At 71.4% G+C, this 17,091-nt stretch carries 15 protein-coding genes; 10 read left to right on the plus strand and 5 right to left on the minus strand.

The genetic code is table 11. The features are described from left to right. Positions 1 to 39: 39 nt before the first annotated feature. A complete protein-coding gene (locus ABD259_RS17830; RefSeq protein ID WP_344102724.1) occupies positions 40 to 1,191 on the minus strand; it encodes a PQQ-dependent sugar dehydrogenase in 1,152 nt (383 codons plus the stop codon). Positions 1,192 to 1,315: 124 nt separating this feature from the next. On the opposite strand from ABD259_RS17830, the gene ABD259_RS17835 reads away from it, so the two are divergent. The 5 genes from ABD259_RS17835 to ABD259_RS17855 all read left to right on the plus strand — a co-directional run bounded on the left by ABD259_RS17835 (position 1,316) and on the right by ABD259_RS17855 (position 6,964). Further along, a complete protein-coding gene (locus ABD259_RS17835) occupies positions 1,316 to 2,230 on the plus strand; it encodes a M24 family metallopeptidase (protein ID WP_344164027.1) in 915 nt (304 codons plus the stop codon). Next, complete coding sequence (locus ABD259_RS17840) at positions 2,227 to 3,966, plus strand: SDR family oxidoreductase (protein WP_344164030.1); 1,740 nt, start codon at positions 2,227 to 2,229, stop codon at positions 3,964 to 3,966. The genes ABD259_RS17835 and ABD259_RS17840 overlap by 4 nt, the downstream gene beginning before the upstream one ends. Positions 3,967 to 4,043: 77 nt before the next feature. Continuing rightward, a complete protein-coding gene (locus ABD259_RS17845) occupies positions 4,044 to 5,000 on the plus strand; it encodes a metal-dependent hydrolase (protein WP_344164033.1) in 957 nt (318 codons plus the stop codon). 73 nt (positions 5,001 to 5,073) lie between these two features. Continuing rightward, complete coding sequence (locus ABD259_RS17850) at positions 5,074 to 6,162, plus strand: PDR/VanB family oxidoreductase (protein ID WP_344164036.1); 1,089 nt, start codon at positions 5,074 to 5,076, stop codon at positions 6,160 to 6,162. A gap of 187 nt (positions 6,163 to 6,349) precedes the next feature. Further along, positions 6,350 to 6,964, plus strand: coding sequence for a TetR/AcrR family transcriptional regulator (locus tag ABD259_RS17855; RefSeq protein WP_344102711.1), 615 nt, complete (start codon positions 6,350 to 6,352; stop codon positions 6,962 to 6,964). A gap of 141 nt (positions 6,965 to 7,105) precedes the next feature. Here ABD259_RS17855 and ABD259_RS17860 read toward each other — a convergent pair whose 3' ends face one another. Beyond that, on the minus strand, positions 7,106 to 7,696 hold the full coding sequence (locus ABD259_RS17860) for a DUF4188 domain-containing protein (RefSeq protein WP_344102709.1): 591 nt from the start codon (positions 7,694 to 7,696) through the stop codon (positions 7,106 to 7,108). Between the two features lies 1 nt (position 7,697). Continuing rightward, entirely contained in the window at positions 7,698 to 8,750 is a 1,053-nt protein-coding gene (locus ABD259_RS17865; protein ID WP_344102707.1) for a redoxin domain-containing protein, read from the minus strand. 81 nt (positions 8,751 to 8,831) lie between these two features. Between ABD259_RS17865 and ABD259_RS17870 the strand changes: the two genes are divergently transcribed. Further along, complete coding sequence (locus tag ABD259_RS17870; protein ID WP_344164039.1) at positions 8,832 to 9,503, plus strand: MerR family transcriptional regulator; 672 nt, start codon at positions 8,832 to 8,834, stop codon at positions 9,501 to 9,503. A 4-nt stretch (positions 9,504 to 9,507) separates the two neighbouring features. On the opposite strand, the gene ABD259_RS17875 is transcribed toward ABD259_RS17870, so the two are convergent. Both ABD259_RS17875 and ABD259_RS17880 read right to left on the minus strand, forming a co-directional pair. Continuing rightward, positions 9,508 to 9,966 (minus strand): carboxymuconolactone decarboxylase family protein, encoded by a 459-nt coding sequence (locus ABD259_RS17875; RefSeq protein WP_344102703.1) that lies wholly within the window; start codon positions 9,964 to 9,966, stop codon positions 9,508 to 9,510. Positions 9,967 to 10,103: 137 nt separating this feature from the next. Next, the gene (locus ABD259_RS17880; protein WP_344164042.1) at positions 10,104 to 13,187 is read right to left on the minus strand and encodes an AfsR/SARP family transcriptional regulator; all 3,084 of its coding nucleotides are present in this window, start codon (positions 13,185 to 13,187) and stop codon (positions 10,104 to 10,106) included. A gap of 413 nt (positions 13,188 to 13,600) precedes the next feature. On the opposite strand from ABD259_RS17880, the gene ABD259_RS17885 reads away from it, so the two are divergent. The 4 genes from ABD259_RS17885 (at position 13,601) to ABD259_RS17900 (ending at position 17,032) form a co-directional block, all read left to right on the plus strand. Continuing rightward, positions 13,601 to 13,999, plus strand: a complete 399-nt coding sequence (locus tag ABD259_RS17885) for a hypothetical protein (RefSeq protein WP_344164045.1) — start codon at positions 13,601 to 13,603, stop codon at positions 13,997 to 13,999. Positions 14,000 to 14,117: 118 nt separating this feature from the next. Further along, positions 14,118 to 14,555 (plus strand): hypothetical protein, encoded by a 438-nt coding sequence (locus ABD259_RS17890; RefSeq protein ID WP_344102697.1) that lies wholly within the window; start codon positions 14,118 to 14,120, stop codon positions 14,553 to 14,555. A gap of 116 nt (positions 14,556 to 14,671) precedes the next feature. Further along, positions 14,672 to 15,733, plus strand: a complete 1,062-nt coding sequence (locus tag ABD259_RS17895) for a M23 family metallopeptidase (protein ID WP_344102695.1) — start codon at positions 14,672 to 14,674, stop codon at positions 15,731 to 15,733. A 180-nt stretch (positions 15,734 to 15,913) separates the two neighbouring features. Beyond that, positions 15,914 to 17,032, plus strand: coding sequence for a C40 family peptidase (locus ABD259_RS17900; RefSeq protein ID WP_344102693.1), 1,119 nt, complete (start codon positions 15,914 to 15,916; stop codon positions 17,030 to 17,032). The last annotated feature ends 59 nt before the right edge of the window (positions 17,033 to 17,091 follow it).

The raw sequence follows: 17,091 nt of genomic DNA on the forward strand, positions 1-17,091 counted from the left end.
GGACGACTGAGGAAGAGGGGCCCGGGCGGTGGAACGCCGTCAAGCGTCCGCGGGCACGCGCAGGACGCGGTCGTCGCCGGAGACGGGCGACCCGCGTCCGTCGCGGTTGCTCGTCCCGACCCAGAGCTCCGTACCTCCGGGTGCGGTGGTGACGGAGCGCAGGCGGCCGTAGCGTTCGACATACAGCGCCTCGGGCTCCCCGACCGGGTCGTCGGCGTCGCCGGTGAGCAGCGGGACCTTCCACAGCCGCTCCCCGCGCAGGGCGGCCACCCACAGCGCGCCTCCGGCGATCGCGGCGCCGCTCGGCGAGGCCTCGGCGGGCCGCCAGACCACGACCGGCTCGGTGAAGCGGTCGTCGCCGCCGATGCCCTCGACCTCCGGCCATCCGTAGTTGCCGCCGGGCTCGATCACGTTGATCTCATCGTAGTCGTCCTGGCCGAACTCGGTGGCGAACAGCCGTTGGTTGTCATCCCACGCCAGGCCCTGCACGTTGCGGTGGCCGTAGCTGTAGACGAGGTTGCCGAAGGGGTTATCGTCCGGCGCCTGCCCGTCGGGGGTCATCCGCAGGATCTTCCCGCCGAGCGAAGCGGTGTCCTGCGCCGTCGACTGCTCGGCCGCGTCGCCGGTGGACGCGTACAGCAGGCCGTCGGGGCCGAAGGCGATGCGCCCGCCGTTGTGGACGGCGGCCTTGGGGATACCGTCGAGGACGACCTCGGCGTCCCCGAGCCCGGAGTCCTCCGTATAGGACATGCGCAGGATGCGGTTGTCGGCGGAGGCGGTGACGTAGACGTAGATGACGGGCTCGCTCGGGTAGTCGGGGTGGACGGCGAGGCCGAGCAGCCCGCCCTCGCCGCGCGGCGCGGCCGCGTCGACCGTGCCGACCTCGGTGACCTCGCCACCGGGTGTCACCCTGACGATCCGAGCCGAGTCACGTTCGGTCACCAGCGCCGCTCCATCGGGCAGGAAGGCGATGTCCCACGGCACCTCCAGATCCGTGGCGACGTCCACCGGCCCCGTGAGCCTCTCCAGCCCCTCCACCGTGGCGGTCGCCCCACCCCCCTCTGATGTTTCCGCTGGTCGTCCCGTAGTGTCAGGACGCCCGGACTCATCGGCGGCACACGCCGCGGCAAGCATCAGCGCCACCGCCAGCAGTGCGGCGCGCCAGCGGGTGCGGTCGAAGGCGCGAGGCATGCCCCTGTTGTGCCCCGCCGTCGCATGATCCTCACTCTGGCCGTGCGCGCCGGAAATGGTGACCCAGGGTAGTAATCGCTTTCGACCCCTGGATCCTTGTTGACACTTTGTTTAACATGACGCCATGTCTCACACTACTGTGACGAACGCCACCGACATGGCGTGCTTTCGTGAGCTGCAACAGCTCGCCTACGCGGCCGCCGCATCGGTCGCGGCCACCCTCGAACCAGGGGACACCGAACGCGAGGCCGCCCGCCGCATCCGCACCTGGCTGGAGGAGCGGGGCGTGCAGGACTGGTTCCACACCCCGTTCGCCTGGTTCGGCGACCGCACCGCCTTCCGCAACTTCCGGGTCCCGCTGCAGTTCTTCCCCACCGGCCGCCGCCTGGAGGAGGGCATGCCCTTCATCCTCGACTGCGCGCCGGTCCGGGACGGCTACGTCGCCGACATCGGCTTCGCGGGATGCCTCGGTGACAACCCCGTCCACGACAAGCTGATGGACGACCTCGCCGCCTACCGCGAACTGATCCTTTGCGAAGTGCGCGCCCAGCGCCCGCTGCGCGAGATCTACCAGGAGGTCGACGCCCTGATCACACGGCAGGGCTACGACAACCGGCACCAGGTCTACCCCGGCCGGGTCATCGCCCACCAGGTGGCCAGGGTGCACTCGCGCCTGCCCAAGGCGATCGTCGCCGGGTTCGGCATCCGCTCACTGCAGACCCTGTTCGGCGACCTCATCGTCGAACGCATGCACCACCGCTCCCCACTGTGGGCCGACGGGAAGATCTCGCAGTACCCGGCGACCCCCGGCCTGTGGGCGGTCGAACCGCACATCGGCTTCCGCGGCGTCGGTGTGAAGTTCGAGGAGATCCTCGTGGTCACCGAGGACGACACCTACTGGCTGGACGACGACCTGCCGCACGTCCGTCGCTGGGCGGGAACCCGCGCCACAGCGGAGCCCGCGGAGGCGGGACCGCTGGAGACGGCTAGCACGGGCGCGTCTGGGGGAGCGGCCGAGAAGAAAGAGGCCACGCCATGAGTATCCACGACAATGTCCAGTACGTGTGGACCGCCGACGGCCTGCGCCTGGCCGTCTACCCCCACGGCGACCCCGCCGCCCCCACCGTGCTGTGCGTGCACGGCTATCCCGACAACGCCTCGATCTGGGACGCCGTCGCCGAACGGCTGGCCGACCGGTACCACGTCGTCACCTACGACGTGCGCGGCGCCGGGGCCTCGACCGCGCCGCGTGAACGCTCCGGGTACCGGATGGAGCGGCTGGCCGATGACCTCGTCCGGGTGGCCGACGCCGTCAGCCCCGATCAGCCGGTGCACCTCCTCGCGCACGACTGGGGGTCGCTCCAGTCCTGGCACGCCGTCACCGACGAGCGCCACGCCTCCCGGTTCGCCTCCTACACCTCGATCTCCGGCCCGTGCCTGGACCACGTCGCGCACTGGATCCGCTCCGGCCTGCGCTCCGGAAACCCCGGACGGCTGCTCAGCCAGAGCGCGCACTCCACCTACATCGGCTTCTTCCACCTGCCGGTGCTGCCCGAGCTGTCCTGGCTCACCGGCATCGGCGGCCTGGTGGTCGGAGCGGCCGAGCGGGTCGGCGAGTCCGGACGGCCGCGCGTGCGCGCCCGGCGCGGAATGCGCGACTTCCTCAACGGCCTCAACCTCTACCGGGCCAACATGCGCGATCACCTGCGCGCCCCGGGCCGACGCCGCACCTCGGTACCCGTCCAGGTCCTCGCCCCCACCCGCGAGGCCTTCATGCCCGACGGCGCGCAGACGGCCGCCGCCGAATGGGTCCCCGACTTCCGCTTCCACCGGCTCAACGGAGGCCACTGGGCGCCCCGCACCCGCCCCGATGTCGTCGCGCGGCGGGTGTGTGAACTCATCGAGGAGGTCGAGGGCGGGCGCGCTCCGGCTACCCGCGCCACCCCGCGTCCACGCCGGTTCGCCGGGCAGCTGGCGGTCGTCACCGGAGCGGGCGGCGGCATCGGCCGCGCCACCGCCTTCGAACTGGCCGAACAGGGTGCTCGGATCATCGCCGTCGACATCAACGAGGAAACGGCCGCGCGCACCGCCGAGCTCGCCGCCCTGCTCGGCCCCGGCGCCGCGTCCTACCGGCTCGACGTCGCCGACGGCACGGCCATGGACCGCTTCGCCAAGTGGGTGCGTTCGGAACACGGGGTCCCCGACGTCGTCGTCAACAACGCCGGGATCGGCATCGGCGGATCGTTCATCGGCACCACCCCGGCCGACTGGGAGCGCGCCATCGACGTCAACCTGTGGGGCGTCATCCACGGATGCCGCGCGTTCGCCCCGATGATGGTGGAGAACGGCGGTGGCGGGCGGATCGTCAACACCGCGTCGGCCGCGGCTTACCTGCCCTCCCGCGCCTACCCCGCCTATGCCACCACCAAGGCGGCGGTGCTGATGCTGAGCCGCTGCCTGCGCGGGGAACTCGCCGGCCACGGCATCAAGGTCACCGCCGTGTGCCCCGGCCTCATCAACACCGGGATCATCGCCGCCACCCACTTTGCCGGCACCGACGACTCCACCGCCACGGCCGCCCGCGAACGCCTCGCGCGCCTCTACCAGCTCCGCGGCTACACCCCGGAGCGGGCGGCGCGGCGCATCGTGACCGCGATCGACCGCGGCCCGGAGCTGCTGCCGATCACGAGCGAGGCCCACGGCGGCCTTCTGCTGTCCCGCCTGGCCCCGGCGGTGCTGCGCGCGACCGCCCGGGTAGCACCCCCGATCGAATGACGCGCCCTATCAACCCTCCCCCACCTCCTTCATCTCTCTGTCTGTCCGACCTTCCGAGCCGCACCGGAGGACCCGCCATGACGATCGACGCCCCCGCACACAGAGATCCCGACCCCGCTGCGCGGCCCGCCACAGACGCGCAACCGCACGCGCACGCCCCCGCGCCCGTCGACGAGCCGGACAACCTCGTCCTGTACCCCCGCGACGTGCACTTCGACTGGTCCAAGCTGGACCTGCACTGGATCCCCGGCGAGCCGTTCGCCACACACGTCATCAACGTGCTGCACCTGCTCCTGCCCGAGGGAGAGCGCTGGTTCGTCGAGGTCTTCAAGGAGGCGGTACCGCTCATCCGCGACGAGAAACTGCGCGAGGAAGTGCTCGGCTTCATCGGCCAGGAGGCCGTCCACGCCGAGGCGCACGCCGGGGTGCTGGACCACATGGACGCCCACGGGCTCGACCCCGAGCCCTACGTCAGCCAGATCGCCTGGATGTTCCGCAAACTCCTCGGCGACCGCGGCCTGACCGGCGCGCGGGCGTCGGCGTGGCTGCGATCACGGCTGGCCCTCATCGCCGGGATCGAGCACATGACGGCCGTCCTGGGCCAATGGGTGCTCGACGCCAAGGCGCTCGACCGGGCGAACGCCGACCCCACCATGCTCGACCTGCTGCGGTGGCACGGCGCCGAGGAGGTCGAGCACCGGGCTGTCGCCTTCGACCTGTTCATGCACCTGGACGGCCGGTACAGCAAACGCGCCCTCGCCATGGTCGTCTCCACGATGACGCTGGGGGTGCTGTGGGTGCGCGGCGTGCGCTTCCTGATGGCCAACGACCCGGTGCTGCGGGGGAGGGTCAAGCCGCGCTGGCGCGACATCCTGCGCAGCGGCCGCATGGGGCTCACCCCCGGCCTGTGGCAGCTGGCGCGGTCGGTCCCAAGCTACTTCCGGCCCGGCCACCACCCCTCGCAGCACGGGTCCACCAGTCAGGCGGTGGCCTATCTGGCCAGCTCACCGGCGGCTCGCGCCGCCGAGCACTGAGTACCGAGGGCGCCGAGCGGCACAGCTTTGGACCCCGCACAGCACCAGCACGAACCAGGAAGACGCACCCGACGTGAAGCACAGCGAAGAGAAGTACGCCGACCCGCCCTTTCCGCGCGACCCGCGCGGGCGGCCGGACCGGTTCTACCGGACCCTCGAACGGATCGTTCCGGCCCTGGAGCGGTTCTCCGCGATGATCGGCACGATGTCGCCACCGCCACCGGTCGACCGCGACCTTGACGTCACCGTCGCGCGCGTCGACCGGCCCGCCGAGGGCGTGGCCGCCCTGACACTGCAGCGGGTCGGCGGCGCTCCCCTGCCCGCGTGGCAGCCGGGCTGCCACGTGGACGTCGTGCTGCCGTCCGGACAGGTCCGCCAGTACTCGCTCTGCGGGGATCCGGCCGACCGCGGCCGGTACCGGATCGCGGTGCGGCGCATCCCGGACGGGCGGGGCTCGGGGGAGGTGCACGCGCTCACCGCAGGAGCCCGGCTGACGCTGCGGGGGCCGCGCAACGCCTTCCCCTTCGCCCGGCGCGAGCGCTACCTGTTCATCGCGGGCGGCATCGGCATCACCCCGATCCTGCCGATGGTCCGCGCGGCGGCGCGCCACCACACGGAGTTCCGCTTCGTCTACACCGGGCGGTCCCGCACCACCATGCCGTTCCTCGACGAGCTGTCGTCGCTCGCCAGCGGCGCCCCCGGCTCCCGGATGGACATCCGCCCGGACGACGAGTTCGGCCCACCCAGCGCCGAGACCCTGGTCGGGGACGTCGCCCCGGGGACGGCGGTCTACGTGTGCGGCCCGCCGCCGCTCATCGCGGCGGTGCGGGACGCCCTTCCCGACCGCCCGGACGTCGCCCTGTTCTGGGAGCGCTTCTCGCCGCCGCCGATCGTGGACGGGACCGAGTTCGAGGTCGAGCTGGCGCGCTCCGGCCGGGTACTGCGGGTCCCGGCCGACCGGAGCGCGCTGGACGTGATCTCCGAGGCCCGGCCCGACACCCCCTCCTCCTGCCGCCAGGGCTTCTGCGGCACCTGCCGGGTGCGGCTGCTGTCCGGCCCGGCGGATCACCGCGACAGGCCGACCGGGGGTTCCCCGCGCCGGGAGGAGATCGCGATCTGCGTGTCCCGCAGCCTGGGCGGGCGGTTGCGCCTGGACATGTGAAGAAAAGGGGTGGGGCTCCCCGGTGTCCGCCGGAAGCGGATACCGTGCCAGAAGGCAGGCGGAATCACAGCACGGCCACGACGCACAAATGCGTCCGGTCACCGAGTGGGGCAGGGGTAGTGGCGACGACATGGTGAGGCACGAGGCAACGGAGGCTAGAGCACCCCAGGGACGCCGCCCCCGCCGCATGTCCCCCCACCAACGCCGGGAAGACCTGATCGCGACGGCGCTGCGCGTTTTCGCCGAGCGCTCCCCCGACAGCGTGACCCCGGAGGACATCGCCGAGGCCGCCGATGTGTCGCGCACCCTGGTCTACCGCTATTTCCCGAACATGACCGAGCTGCGCACCGCCGCACTGCGCAGCGCCATGGACGAGCTGGCCCCGATGCTCGTCCCGCCCTCGGACCTGCCGCTGCTGGAACAGCTCCGCACCGCGCTGCGGGCCTTCATCGAATTCGCCGACCGGTACGCCCCCGCCTATGTGGCCCTGCTGCGCGGCGGTTCCAAGGTCGCCAGCGATCACACCGAATCCGTCATCGACGAGGTCCGCGACCAGGTGCTGCGTCTGCTCCTCCAGCGCTCGGGCATCGAGCACCCCTCGCCGCGTGTGCTGCTGGCGATGCGCTGCTGGATCTCCTCGGTGGAGTCCGCCCTGCTCATCTGGCTCAAGGAACGCCCGATGTCCGAGGCGGAACTGGCCGACTGGCTTCTCGATCAGCTTCTGGCCATGCTCGGCGCCTCCGGCGCCGGGGAGGTGGAGCTGGAGGCTCTCTCCGCCGGCCTGGACCCGGCGAACACCTAGGGCACGTGGACAGCATGGCGATCCTGGCTGTCGTGTCCACACCACGCCTGTTGCGTCGTGTCCACACCTGCCAGGGTCGGGCCCGTCCCGGCATTGACGCGGGACGGGGAAAGGGCTGCCCAGCCGCCAGCAGTGCCGTCCTCACGGGACGGTCCTGTCGTGGGTGCGGCCCGCGCCGCGGAAGAGGCGTTCGGGAGCGGTGCGGGACATGCGGGTGATGGGCCGGGTGCCGAGGGCCGCGCCGAGGCCCAGGGCCGGGACATCGCCGTAGATGGCTTCGAATCCTCGGCTACCGTCGTCGCTCTGGGGTGCGCCGATCTCGTAGGTCTCGTGCCAGATGCCGACAGCGCGGTCGTGGTCGCGGTAGAAGTCGCGCCAGATGCTCGTGTGGGTCGCGGCGTGGGCGTAGCGCATCAGGGCGGCGGTGCTCTCCCAGTACTGGATCACGGTGACGCCGCTTGGGCTGAACAGGTTCCGGGAGTGCAGGAGGCCCAGGGCGGGGTCGGCCTCCAGTTCGGCGAGCATCTGGCGGAAGTGTCTGGCGGCGCGAAGCCAGCGGTGCGGTTTGTGCCAGGCGTTCACGTGAAGGCCGAGCACGAAGACGGTGAGGTTATCGCGCGGCTGGTTGGTCGTGCGGTCGGCCCTCGTCGTTTCTCCGTGGCCGTGTCGCTGCTCGGTCCGGGTGTCCCGCGTGGCGCACCGGTGGTGGCGCCTGCTGTTCGCGCTGCTCACGTCAGGCCTCCCCTGCGGCGCTGGCGTTGTCAGCGGGGCGAAGAGGGCGGTAGATGGGGATTCCGGCGGCGGCGAGTTCGTCGCGCAGGGCGAAGTAGGCGTCGCCGAAGGGGTCGTCGCCGCGCAGGCTCATCAGGCCGCGGCGGATGGTGACGTCGTGCGGGGCGAGATCGGCGGCGCGGCGGTAGTGGCGTTCGGCGCCCTCGGTGTCGCCGCGGCGGTACAGCTCGACGGCGATCCGGGCGTGCCCGCGGGCCTCCTGTTCGGAGCGGCCGGGCACGCGGAAGCGGCGTCGCGTCTCCTCGTCGGACAGGCCGGTGTCGCCTTCGTGTACCCAGCGGCGCAGCGCCCGCAGCGACTCCTCGGCGCTCAGCCCGTTCATGGACGCGAACAGGTCGGTGGCGACCTGGCTGTCCTGCGGTCGGGCGATGCGCCCGGCCTCGTCGATCCAGACCACCGTGGGCACGTTGATGATGTCGTAGAGGGCCGCGACCTCGCCGGCGGTGTCGATGAGCGCGGGGTGGGTGGCCCCGGCCTGTTCGATCCAGGGGCGGGCGTCGTCGGCGCTGCGGTCCATCGCGACGCTGATCACCGTGAATCCGGCGTCGGCGAGTTCACGGTGGCGCTGCTCCCACGCGGGCAGGTCGTAGCGGCATCCGCACCACGAGGCCCACATGACCAGGGCGATCTTGCGCCCGCGGTAGTCGCTCAGCCGGTGGGGCGTGCCGTCCGCGTCGGCGAGTTCGGCGTCGGGAGCGGTCCCGGCGGTCGGCCCGCGGTCTTCGCCGGGGAGGACGGCGAGCAGGCCGGCGTCGTGGTCGGCTACGGCGATGCCGCCCTGGGCCTCGGCGAACGCCAGGACATCGACGCGTCCGTCCTCTTCGATGCCGGCGACGGCCGCGGCGGGGACGCACGCGTCACCGCGGCACCATCCGTGGGGCGCGCGCTCCCACCCCAGCACGGGTGCGGCCACCGACGCGAGCAGCCGCCCGTCGGCGGTCGCCTCGGCTTCGATGGACGTGGGGTGTCCGTTGGTGAGTACCGCGTAACGCATGCCCAACCCTCAATTAGATAGTACTACTCTCCAATATTGGAGAGTAGTACTATCTAATTGACCGAGGCAAGGCGGGTGCACGTGCGGATTTCCGAACTGAGTCGACGCAGCGGCGTTCCGGTGGCGACGATCAAGTACTACCTACGCGAGGGGCTGCTCCCTAAAGGCGAGGCGACCTCGTCGACACAGGCGACCTACGGCGCGACGCATCTGCGGCGGCTGCGGCTGATCCGGGCGCTGGTGGAGGTGACCGACGCCCCGCTGGTCAAGGTCCGCGCGGCACTGGACGCGATCGACGACCGCGGCATGGACGTGCACGACCTGCTCGGCTCCGCCCAGCACGCGTTCTTCGCCGACGCGAAGGCGGCCAAGGCCGACGACACCGGCGAGCGTGAGGCCGAGGAGCGGGCCGCCGCGCTCCTCGCCGAGCTCGGCTGGAGCGTGACCGACCACTCCCCGGCCCGGGACCAGCTGGCCCGTGCCATCGCGACCATGGACCGGCTGGGGCGGCCGGTGGGAGACGAGATGCTGCGGGTCTATGCCGCGGCCGCCCGCATGGTGGCCGAGGAGGACCTGCGCTGCCTCGACCCGGAGGCGCCCCGGGAGGAGATGGTGGAGTACGCGGTGGCGGTCAGCGCCGTGATGGAGCGGGCGCTGATGGCGTTGCGCCTCCTCGCCCAGGAAGACGCCTCCGCTCGGCGCTTCGACGGGGACCGCCCGGCCGAAGGGCGGCCCCGCCGCATGGACGACTAACCGGTCAGGATCGCCGTGCCGGCTGGTGCCCCGTGGAGACGGCGACGCGGTTGAAGAAGTTGATCAGGCAGATCGCCGCGATGAGGGCGGCGATCTCGCGGTCCGAGTAGTGCTGGGCGACGGCGGCGTACACCTCGTCGGAGACACCGCCGTCCAGCTCGGTCACCTCGTCGGTCAGCGCCAGCGCCGCCTGCTCGGCCTCGGTGAAATGGTCGCGCGCCTCGTGCCAGGCCGCCACCAGGAACATCCGCTGCTGGCTTTCGCCCGCCTTCATCGCGTCGAACGCGTGCATGTCGATGCAGAACGCGCACCCGTTCACGTACGAGGCCCGCAGCTTGACCAGTTCGTAGGTGGTGTGGTCGAGCGTTTCGCGCAGCCCCGCGCCGATGTCGAGCAGGCTGGTGTAGACATCCGGCAGCTCACCGAGGACCGTGGCCCGTGCGCGTGCTTCGGTCGGGGACATAGGGGTGCTCCTCCGTGCTCGTTGTTGTCTCGCCCCGGTCAACGGGGTCTCGCGCACAAGGACCCCGCACCGGACGGATTCGTGACAGCCGAGCGTTGTGACCGCCCCCACAGCGCGCCCGACCCAGAGGAACCGCATCACCGATCAGCGGCGAGACGCTCCGATTCCCCGCGCACCCCCGCGGCCTCGCTGTGGAACCCGGCCTCCTCGAACACCGCGACAGCCATCCGCCGACGTTGCTCAGCCTCCGCGAGCCTCCCGGCGCGGGCCAGGGCCCGCCCCTGCTGGCGAAGGGCACGCGCGTACTCGTGCGGCAGACCCAGGTCGGCCGTCGCCGCCACCGCCCGCTCGGCCAGCTCCAGCCCGGTGTCGGTGTCCCCGGCCACCAGTGCGGCTTCGGCGAGCAACCGCCACGCCCACGCGCTGCCGGCGCGCTCGCCCATCTCATCGAAGAAGTCCAGCGCTTGATCGATCTGTTCGCGGGCCGCCTCGGTCCTCCCCGTCACGAGCTGGATGTCGGCGAGAAGCAGCCGGATATTGGAGGTCATGTCGGGGTCGTGGAGTTCCTGGGCCATCGCCAGGCTCTCTTCGATGAGCCGGCGTGCCTCCGCCAACTCGCCCATGGCCTGGTGAAGGCGCCCGCGCTCCAGGACGGCCGCCAGCCTGGCCTGCCCGTCCGACGCGCCCTCCGCCAGCCGACACGCCCGGTCCAGAAGGTCAGCGGCCACGTCGAACGCCCCCGAGCGGCGCTCGATCGCACCGAGCGAGCACAGCACGTCCAGCTTTCCCCGCGGATCGTCCGCCTCCACCAGGTCGGCCATCGCCCGTTGATGGCACAGACGCGCCGCGTCCTGGCGCCCCTGCCACTCGTGCATCCACCCGATGCCGTGCCAGGCGTGCCCGGCCCCCGCGATGTCGCCCGCGCGCGTAAAGCCGTCCCGGGACCGCTCGAAGTCCGCGGCCGCCTCACCGAACCGGTGCTGGCGGCCGCGCAGCAGGCCGCGTTGCAGAAGCAGCACCGCCTCGGCCCGGGGGTCGGCGTCGCCGCTGCGGCGGAGCTCGGCCAGACCGATGTCGTTGACCCGGTCCCAGTCGTCGAAGCGGGCGCGCAGGTCGCAGAAGGCCGCCGAGGCGGCGGCGATCCGCGCGGCTTGGTCGTGCAGCCCGAGGTCCACGCTCTGCTCCACCACCGCCCGAAGGCTGTGCCACTCCGCGTCGAACCAGGTGGTTTCGTTCCCCTCCACCAGCCGGGACCCCAGCGTCCGCGCCGCCCAGCTGATCACCTGCGGTGCGCCGTGCAGCAGCGGCCCCTGCTGGGGCAGGGCGGCGTTCGCACGCTCGGCCAGCTCGCGCCACACCTCGAAAAGGGCACCGATCCGGCTCCCGGGGTGCTCGGCGTGCTCACCCTCGGCCGTCTCCCGCCCGAAGACCCGAAGGAGGTCGTGCAGCCGGTACCGGGCCTGGCCAAGGGCGTCCCTCCCCACGTACTCGACGAGGCGGGCGTCCACCAGCGTCTCCACTATGTCCTCCGCCCTCTCCAGCCCGACGCCGAGCAGGGGCGCGGCGACCCACGACGGGAAGTCGGGGGCGTCCTGGAGGGAGAGCAGCCGGAACGCGCGGCGCTCACGGGCCTCCAGCCCGTCGTAGCTGGAGGCGAGGCTGGCCCGCACGTCCAGGTCGCCCACCCGCAGCTCGTCGAAACGGCGGCGCTCGTCGGAGAGGCGCGCGGCCAGCTGGGCCAGCCGCCAGTGCGGCCGCGCCACCAGGCGCGCCGCCGCTACGCGCAGAGCCAGGGGGAGGCACCCGCAGTACTCGGCGATCTCGGCCGCGGCGTCGGGCTCGGCCGCCACGCGCGCCTCGCCGACGGCCCGGCGGAGCAGCTCCAGAGCGTCATCCAGCGGCAGCACGTCGAGGCGCACCACCTGCGCCGCTTCCAGCCCGGCCAGGACACCGCGGCTGGTCGCCACCACCGAGGACGCGGACGTCCCCGGCAGCAGCGGCCGGATCTGGGCTTCGTCGGCGGCGTTGTCCAGGATGACCAGTGCCCGTCGGTCGGCCAGCCGCTCCCGATACAGGTCGATGCGGTGGTCCAGGGACGGGGGGATGGCGGCGCCGGGAGTGCCGAGCCCGCGCAACAGCCGGTCCAGTGCTTCCGCCGGGCGCACGGGGCTCGGCCCGGTTCCGCGCAGGTCGAGGTAGAACTGGCCGTCCGGATGGTGTTCCCGCACGAGGTGGGCGACGTGCACGGCGAGGCTTGTCTTCCCAGCGCCGCCCTGGCCGGTGATCATGTGGACACGGGAACACCGACCGTCGGCGGCGAGGGCCGAGCGCAGCAGCGCCACGTCCGCCTCGCGTCCGGAGAAGTCGGCCACGGCGGGCGGAAGGTGGCAGAGCCCCTCGCGCACCGGCTCGCTCGCCGACTCGGTCGGCGCCGGGCGCGCAGGGGCGCTGACCGGCTCGGTCGAAGCGGCGAGGACGGCCAGGTGCAGCTCGCGGAGCTCCGCGTTGGGGTCTACGCCGAGCTCCTCCGCGAGGATTTCGCTGGCCCGGCGATAGGCATCGAGGGCTTGCGCCTGCCGTCCGCTCAAGTGCAGGGCGCGCATCAGCTGCGCCCAGAACCGCTCGCGCAGCGGCTGTTCGGTGACGAGCACCCCGAGATCGTCGACGATTTTGTCGTGCCGCCCCAGCTCCAGCTCCAGATCGTTGCGGCGCTCGGCCGTCGCCCAGCGCTGCTCGTCCAGCCCGGCCGCGACCGCGCACAGCCGATCGGACTCCACCCCGGCGAGGGCGGGGCCGCGCCACAAGGCGAGCGCCTCGTTCAGCAGCCGCGCTTCCCGCGCCCGGTCCCCGGTCTCCGCGACCGTGGCCGCCTGCCCGCGCAGCTCGTGGAACTTGGCGAGGTCGAGGTAATGGGGATCCACACTGATCGCGTAACCGCTCTGGGCCGTGCAGATGAGGTCGCCACCGCCGCGCAGGGAGCGGCGCAGCCGCATCACGTGCGCCTGCAGTGTCGAGCGGGCACCTCCGGGTGGGCGCTCGCCCCAGAGGGTGTCGATCAGCTCATCGGTCGCCACCACGTCACCGGCCCGCAGCAGCAATGCGGCGAGTAACACCTGCTGCTTGGCGGATCGGAGGGCGACGTTTCGGCCAGCGCAATCCACGCGCAGCGGACCGAGCAGACGGAACTCCCAGCGGTGGTCCACGCCCATCGTCCAGGTCACGCTCCTTACGGCCACCGACGGTCGCCACCTCGCCCCGAAACCGCGGAACCGGCGGAGCCACTGGGTGTACTGGCGGGTAGAACTCTAACGGAGTTCCCACCGGGCCAGCAGACCCGAGTCAGCGATGAGTCAGCGATGCCTGCTACCGGCTCCGGCCCGAAGGCCGGACGCTCCACCGCGCCGGGCGGCCTTCGGCTGGTGGCACGGGTGACCCGCATGATTGACGACCGCTCCGCGCGTGCGGCCGGTCCACGGTCGGCAGGACGGAGACCCCAACGCGGGTGGTCGACCCATGGCCTTTCAGCGACTGTTCAGGGGCGAGTCAGCGCCTCGCGGAAAGCTCATCGGCGCGGGGCAGCCGTCCCGTCCGCGCAGCCCCACTCGCGCGGTGGTATCCGACACGGAAAACGCACATGAAGAAGTTCCTCGCCACCCTCGGTGCTGCCGGCACCCTGCTCACCGGCGCGCTCGCGTTCGCCACCCCCGCCGAGGCCGCCTCCAACCCCTACGGCCCCAAGGCCGCCTGCGGCTCCGGCTACGTCCAGGTCGACAAGCACACCGACCGGGGGTCGGTCGTGTACCTGATGTACAACGGTTCCTCGAACTGCGTCGCCACCATCAAGACCAGCAACATCGGCAGGGCCACGGACACCTTCGCCCGCCTCGACGTCAAGGATTACGGAACCTTCCACGACAGCGGCGACTTCAAGTACTACGCCGCCGTGAAGGCCCCCGCCAAGAACACGTGCGTCAAGTGGGGCGGCGGCCAGGGCACCGCCTGGGTCAGCCCCAGCTGGGGCCACTGCGGCTGAGCGGGGACGCATCCACCCCGCTATTTCTTGGGGCGTCGCCCGACGCCCGCCACTCTGACAGGTGCACCGCCGCGCCCGGCATGGGCGCCGAAGTGCCGAGGACGGACCTGCGCGGAACATGAAGAACTCCCTGCGAACCCTGCTGGTCGCCACGATCGCCTGCGCCGGGCTCGGCGCCGGGGCCGTGGCCTCCCCCGCCGTCGCCGCCGCCAACCCCTACACGGCGCAGAGCGTGTGTGGTTCGGGCTACTACCAGGTAAACCAACACCGGGCGCCGAGCGGCAGATCGACGACGTACCTGATGTACAACGGCAGCTCGAACTGCGCGGTCACCATCAAGAACCGCGACATCGGCACGCCGACCCGCGTGTGGGCGTCACTGCAACGCCAGTCCCCCTCCGCGACCGCCGCGGACGATGGCGGCCCCTACGCCTACTACGCCGGGCCGGTACGCCTGTGGGCCAAGGGCACGTGCGTGAAGTGGGGCGGCGGCCCGGGCAGCACCAGCGGCTCGCGCGGCGACCTCTTCATCAGCGGCTGGGGACACTGCGGCTGACGCCGCGGACGCCCCACCGCCCTCCGCTGATCCGGGTGCCGTATCCCGCGGCACCTCCCCCATCGGATCGACGCCGCCCCTAGCGGGCGCGGCGCTGAAAGGACAACGACACCACCATGAATCTCGCGAAAGCACTGCGGACGGCGCTCGTGGGAGCCGTCGCCTGCGCCAGCCTCACCGGAGGGCTCGCGCTCACCGAAAGAACGGCCAGCGCGGCCGTGAAGACCTTCACCGCGTCGGCTAACCTGGACGGCCGAACCGTGAAGAAGGTCGACATCAAGGTCGGCAAGCAGCGCGTCTCCGACATGTACCCCAAGGGCTCCTCGGTCTCCATCGTCTGCCAGTCCCCGGGCGAGGACTACGCCGGGAACAACATCTGGGACCTCACCACCGATGGCGTGTGGGTGCCCGACAAGTACGTCAAGACCGGTTCCAGCGGCTACGTCATGGGCAAGTGCAGCATCCCGAAGTCCTACAAGGCCAAGGCCGACCTCAACGGCCGCCAGAAGAAGGGGCAGGACAACAACGCCCCCGGCGCCGTCGTCGACAAATACAAGGCCGGCCAGAGCGTCAAGGTCACATGCCAGGCCACCGCCAAGGGCGCCATCTGGGACAAGACCACCGACAACCTCTGGGTCCCCGACAAGTACCTCAAGACCGGCACCGATGACTTCGTCCAGGGCCTGCCGCGCTGCGACACCGACGGTGTCTCCGCCGGCGGTGGCGGCGGAGACGACAGCGGGTCGGCCAGCAACCTGCGCACCCCGTTCGACTGCGGCCAATCCTGGACCGCCAAGACCTACAGGAAGCACAGGCCGCAGAACGCGGTGGACTTCCAGGCCCCGAACGCGCACGGCAAGAACGTCCGCTCCAGCGCCCCCGGCACTGTGGTCACGGTGGCCAACCGCGGTAGCACCAGCTACGGCAGGTACATCGTCATCGACCACGGCAGCGGTGTCCGCACCCTGTACGCCCACCTGAGCTCGCAGAACGTGCGCAAGGGCCAGCGGGTCAAGACCGGGACCATCATCGGCAAGGTCGGCAACACCGGCGGCTCCTCCGGTCCGCACCTGCACTACGAGCAGATCAAGAACGGCACCCCCGTTCGCGTCAAACTCAACGGCCTGGCGATCGCGTACTACGGCGCCACCGGCATCAAGAGCAGCACCGGCTGCTAACGCGTGGACACGCCACGGGGGCGGGGGCGCGGCCTGCCGCCCCCGTTCGGCTGGGCGCACGACGACGTTCTTCCATCCGCCTTTCCCCCACCCGATCCGGGCGCCGCGACGACCGCGACGCCTCCCCCATCGGATCGACGCCCTGTCACCGCGTGGCACGGCACCGAGAGGACACATCTCTTGTCTCTGAAGAAGACCATGGGGGCGCTGCTCGTTGGCGCCGTCACCTGCGCCAGCCTCACCGGAGGGCTCGCGCTCACCGAGGGAACGGCCGCCGCGGCGGTCACGACGTTCCCCGTCAAGACGGCCCTGGACGGGCGCACCGTCAAGGACCCGAACGTGAAGGTCGGCGAGCACCGAATCGCCGACATGTACCCCACCGGCTCGATGGTGTCCCTCGTGTGCCAGGAGGAGGGCCCCAGCTACGGGGGCAGCACCATCTGGGGCCTCACGACCGACGGCTACTGGGTACCGGACGCCTACATCAAGACCGGATCCGACGGCTACGTCATGGGCAAGTGCAGCATCCCGAAGTCCTACAAGGCCAAGGCCGACCTCAACGGCCGCCAGAAGAAGGGGCAGGACAACAACGCCCCCGGCGCCGTCGTCGACAAGTACAAGGCCGGCCAGAGCGTCAAGGTCACATGCCAGGCCACCGCCAAGGGCGCCATCTGGGACAAGACCACCGACAACCTCTGGGTCCCCGACAAGTACCTCAAAACCGGCACCAACGGCTTCGTCCAGGGCCTCCCGCGCTGCGACACGGGGGCGGGTGACACCGGAGGGGGTTCGCGGGTCCACGGGCGCAACAACGGCCCGGCCGGACCGACGTCCGGCACCCGGCAGCAGAAGATCGAGCGGGTGATCTCCGCCGCCACGTCGCAGACCGGGAAGGGCTACGACTACGCGTGGGGCGGCGGCGGCAAGGGCGGCCCGTCCTACGGCATCCACCACTTCCCCGACGGCAACCCGGCCAACGGGGACGACTACAACCGCTACGGCTACGACTGCTCGGGGCTCACCCTCTACGCGTTCTGGAAGGGTGCGGGCATCGACATCGGAAGCTGGACCGGCGCGCAGTACCGCTCCGGCACCAAGATCCCGGTCAGCCAGATGCGCCGCGGCGACATGATCTTCTGGGGCAAGGGCGACGACGCGGGCACCACGACGCACGTCGCGATCTACCTGGGCAACAACAAGCTCATCGAGGCCGCCCCGCCGCGGGACGGCAACAGCGTGCATGTGCGTTCGCTCTACGAGCGCTCCGCCTGGACCAAGCACGTCATCCGGGTGATCTGACGACCGACCCGTCCGGTGCTCATGGACACCCCGGAACGACCAAGCGGGGCCGCCCACGC

The organism is Nocardiopsis rhodophaea (assembly GCF_039530945.1).
Classification (GTDB): Bacteria; Actinomycetota; Actinomycetes; order Streptosporangiales; family Streptosporangiaceae; genus Nocardiopsis_C; species Nocardiopsis_C rhodophaea.